The 3522-nt window shown below is 79.3% G+C and carries 1 protein-coding gene and 1 pseudogene; one reads left to right on the top strand and one right to left on the bottom strand.

From position 1 onward, the window contains the following. Positions 1 to 396, bottom strand: a pseudogene (locus HGCM_RS19825) (hypothetical protein); the annotation flags it as partial. 110 nt (positions 397 to 506) lie between these two features. Here HGCM_RS19825 and recC point away from each other — a divergent pair. Further along, positions 507 to 3522, top strand: a 3016-nt coding sequence (gene recC, locus HGCM_RS17715; RefSeq protein ID WP_081596454.1) for an exodeoxyribonuclease V subunit gamma, incomplete at its 3' end; no start/stop codon positions are given.

Raw genomic sequence — 3522 nt, 5'->3', positions numbered from 1 at the left:
GGTGCGCCCGGCGACGCGCCGCGCCAGCAGGACGAGGGCGGCCGCGGCGACGCCGACGGCGAGGGCGGAGGGCAGGCGCACCGCGAAGGCCGACGTGCCCGTCGCCGCGACCCACACGTGCATGAACGCGTAGTAGGCGCCGTGCACCGCGTCGATGCCGTGGAGCATCTCGAGCAGCTCGGGCCAGCTGCGGCGCGCGGCCGTCAGCGTGGCCTCCTCGTCGTCCCAGAGCGACGGCACCCAGGACCCCGCGACCGAGACGAGCGTCGCGAGGACGCCGACGACGGCCGCGTCGCGCCAGGCGGGCGGCTCGCCGTGCGGGGTGGCGGCGGTCCCGGCGGCCACCCGGCGGGGGCTGCGGGCGGCGGGGTCCGGCCGCGCGAGGGCGTCGACCACGGGGCCAGCGTAGGGCGCGAGCCGTCCCCGGTGGTCGGTTCGGCGCGCCTCGTCCACGGGGCGCGCCGGCGGGCTGCCCCGTGTCGGGCGTCGCGGCTACCGTGACGCTCGTGCCACCGCCGACGACGCCCCCGCGACGCGGGCTGCACGCGCACGTCAGCGAGCGGACCGACGTGCTCGTCGACGGGCTCGCGGAGCTGCTGCTCGACCCCCCGGCGGACCCGTTCGCGCCCGAGGTCGTCGCGGTGCCGACGCGGGGCGTCGAGCGCTGGGTGGCGCAGCGCCTGGCGCACCGGCTGGGCGCCGGCCCGACCGGTGACGGCGTCTGCGCGCACGTGCGGTTCGACCCCCCGGGGCGGGTGGTCGCGCAGGCGGTGGCGGCCGTCCTCGGCGTCCGTCCCGAGGACGACCCCTGGCACCCGGCCCGGCTGGTCTGGGACGTCGTGGACGTCGTCGACGCGAGCCTCGGCGAGGCGTGGGCCGCACCGCTCGCGCGGTACCTGGGGGCGGGAGCGGACGAGGACGACCCGCGCCGCTCGCGGCGGGTGCGCACCGCCCAGCACGTCGCGCGCCTGTTCGCCTCGTACGCCGCGCAGCGCCCGCAGATGGTGCTGGGGTGGGCCGAAGGGCGGGACGACGACGGCGCGGGCGCGCCGCTGCGACCCGGGGCGGCGTGGCAGCCGCACCTGTGGCGCCGGCTGCGCGCCCACCTCGGCGCGCCGAGCCCCGCCGAGCGGCTCGACGACGCCGTCGCGCTGCTGCGCGACGAGCCGGCCGCGGTCGACCTCCCCGCCCGGCTCTCGGTGCTCGGGCCCACGCGCCTGTCCGGCGACCAGCTCACGGTGCTCGCGGCGCTCGGCGAGCACCGGGCGGTGCACCTGTGGCTCCCGCACCCGTCCGCGGAGCTGTGGGGCCGCGTGGAGGCCGCCCTCCCCACCCTGCCGCTGCGCCGCGCGCGGCTCGGGGTGCCGGGTCGCCACCCGCTGCTGACGTCGATGGCCCGGGACGCGACCGAACTGCAGGTCCGGGTGGCGCACCTCGGCGCGCGCACCACGTGGCTGCCCGCGCCGCGCCCGCCGGCCTCGACGCTCGGGCACCTGCAGGCGCGGGTCCGGGACGACGACGCGAGCAGCGCTCCCGCCGTCCTCGACGACGCCGCCGGCGACCGCAGCGTGCAGGTGCACGCCTGCTACGGCCGCGCGCGTCAGGTCGAGGTGCTGCGCGAGGTCGTCGTCGGCCTGCTGGCGGACGACCCCACCCTCGAGCCGCGGGACGTCGTGGTGATGTGCCCGGACGTGGAGGCGTTCGCCCCGCTCGTCGCCGCGACGTTCGGCGTCGAGGAGGACGAGCGTCCCGGCGCGCACCCGGGCCGGACGCTGCGCGTCCGCGTCGCCGACCGCTCCCTGCGCCAGACGAACCCCCTGCTCACGCTGCTGTCCGACGTGCTCGAGCTCGCCGGCTCCCGGGTCGGCGCGTCGCAGGTCGTGGACCTGCTGGCGAGCCCGCCCGTGCGGCAGCGGTTCGTGCTCACCGACGAGGACGTCGAGCGCGTCACCGCGTGGGTGCAGGAGGCCGGTGTCCGCTGGGGCGAGGACGTCTCGCGCCGCGCGCGCTTCGGCCTCGCGCGCGTCGGTGCGCAGGGCACGTGGGAGGCGGGCGTCGACCGTCTGCTGCTCGGTGCCGCGATGGCCGACGAGGACGAGCGCTTCCTCGGCACCGCGCTGCCGCTCGACGACGTCGACAGCAACGACGTCGACCTCGCCGGGCGGCTCGCCGAGCTCGTCGACCGCCTCACCGTGACCCTCGCCGCCCTCGGCGCGGCCCGGACCCCCGACGCGTGGTTCTCGGCCCTCGACCGCGCCCTGACGCTGCTCGGCGACGTCCCGCCGGCGGACGCGTGGCAGCTCGTCGAGGCGCGCGCGGTGCTCGGCGAGGTCCGCCAGGCGGCGGAGGGCCACGCGTCGACGCTGCGGCTCGCGGACGTCCGGGCGCTGCTCGGACGCCGTCTGCGCGGGCGTCCCACCCGGTCGGGGTTCCGCACCGGCGCCCTGACGATCTGCTCGCTCGAGCCCATGCGCGCCGTCCCCCACCGGGTGGTGTGCCTGCTCGGGATGGACGACGGCGCCTTCCCCCGGGGCCGCGGCGACGACGGCGACGACGTCCTCGGGGCCGACCCGCTCGTCGGTGAGCGCGACCCGCGTGCCGAGGACCGGCAGCTCTTCCTCGACGCGGTCACGTCCGCGACCGAGCACCTCGTCGTCCTGTACTCGGGCTTCGACGAGCGCACCGGCGCGGCCCGGCCGCCCGCGGTGCCCGTCGCGGAGCTGCTCGACGCCGTGGACGCGGCGGTGGCCGCACCCGGCGGCGCACCCGCGCGCGACCGGCTCGTCGTCCGTCACCCGCTGCAGACCTCGGACGCCCGCAACTTCGCCCCCGGCGCCCTCGGGCGCGACGGCGCGTTCAGCTTCGACGCGCTGCGGTACCGCGCCGCCGTGCGCGCGCAGGACCCCCGCACCGGGCCGCCGGCGTTCCTGCCCGCCCCGCTCCCCCCGGTCGACGACGGCCCGGACGCCGACCGGGACGGCCTCGACCTCGACGCGGTCGTCGACGTGCTCGAGCACCCGGTGCGGGGCTTCGTGCGGCGCCGGCTCGGCGTCGTGCTGCCGGGCGAGACGGACGACCTGGACGACCGCATCCCGCTGACGCTCGACCCGCTGCAGGGGTGGGCCGTGGGCGACCACCTCCTCGCGGCGCTGCTCGCCGGCGCCGACCCCGCCCGTGCCGCGGACGCCGAGCGCCGGCGCGGGCGCATCCCGCCGCTCGCCCTCGGCTCGTCCGTCCTGGAGGACGTCCGCGGCCGGGTCGCGCTCGTCGCGGAGGCGGCCGCCGGGCACCTCGTCGGCCCGGCGGAGACGCTGGACGCGCGCGTCCCGCTCCCGGACGGGCGCACGCTCACCGGGACGGTCGTGGGCGTCCACGGCGACGCGATCGTCCGGGCGGTGTTCTCCCGGCTCGGACCGAAGCACCGGCTGCGCGCGTGGCTGCAGCTGCTCGCGCTCGTGGGCGGCACCCCACCCGGCGCGGCGCCGGTCGTCACGCGCGCCGTCACCGTGGGCCGCGCGCAGG

It is taken from the genome of Cellulomonas massiliensis JC225 (genome assembly GCF_000312005.1).
GTDB lineage: Bacteria > Actinomycetota > Actinomycetes > Actinomycetales > Cellulomonadaceae > Cellulomonas > Cellulomonas massiliensis.
This window is presented reverse-complemented; position numbering and strand designations above follow the sequence as displayed.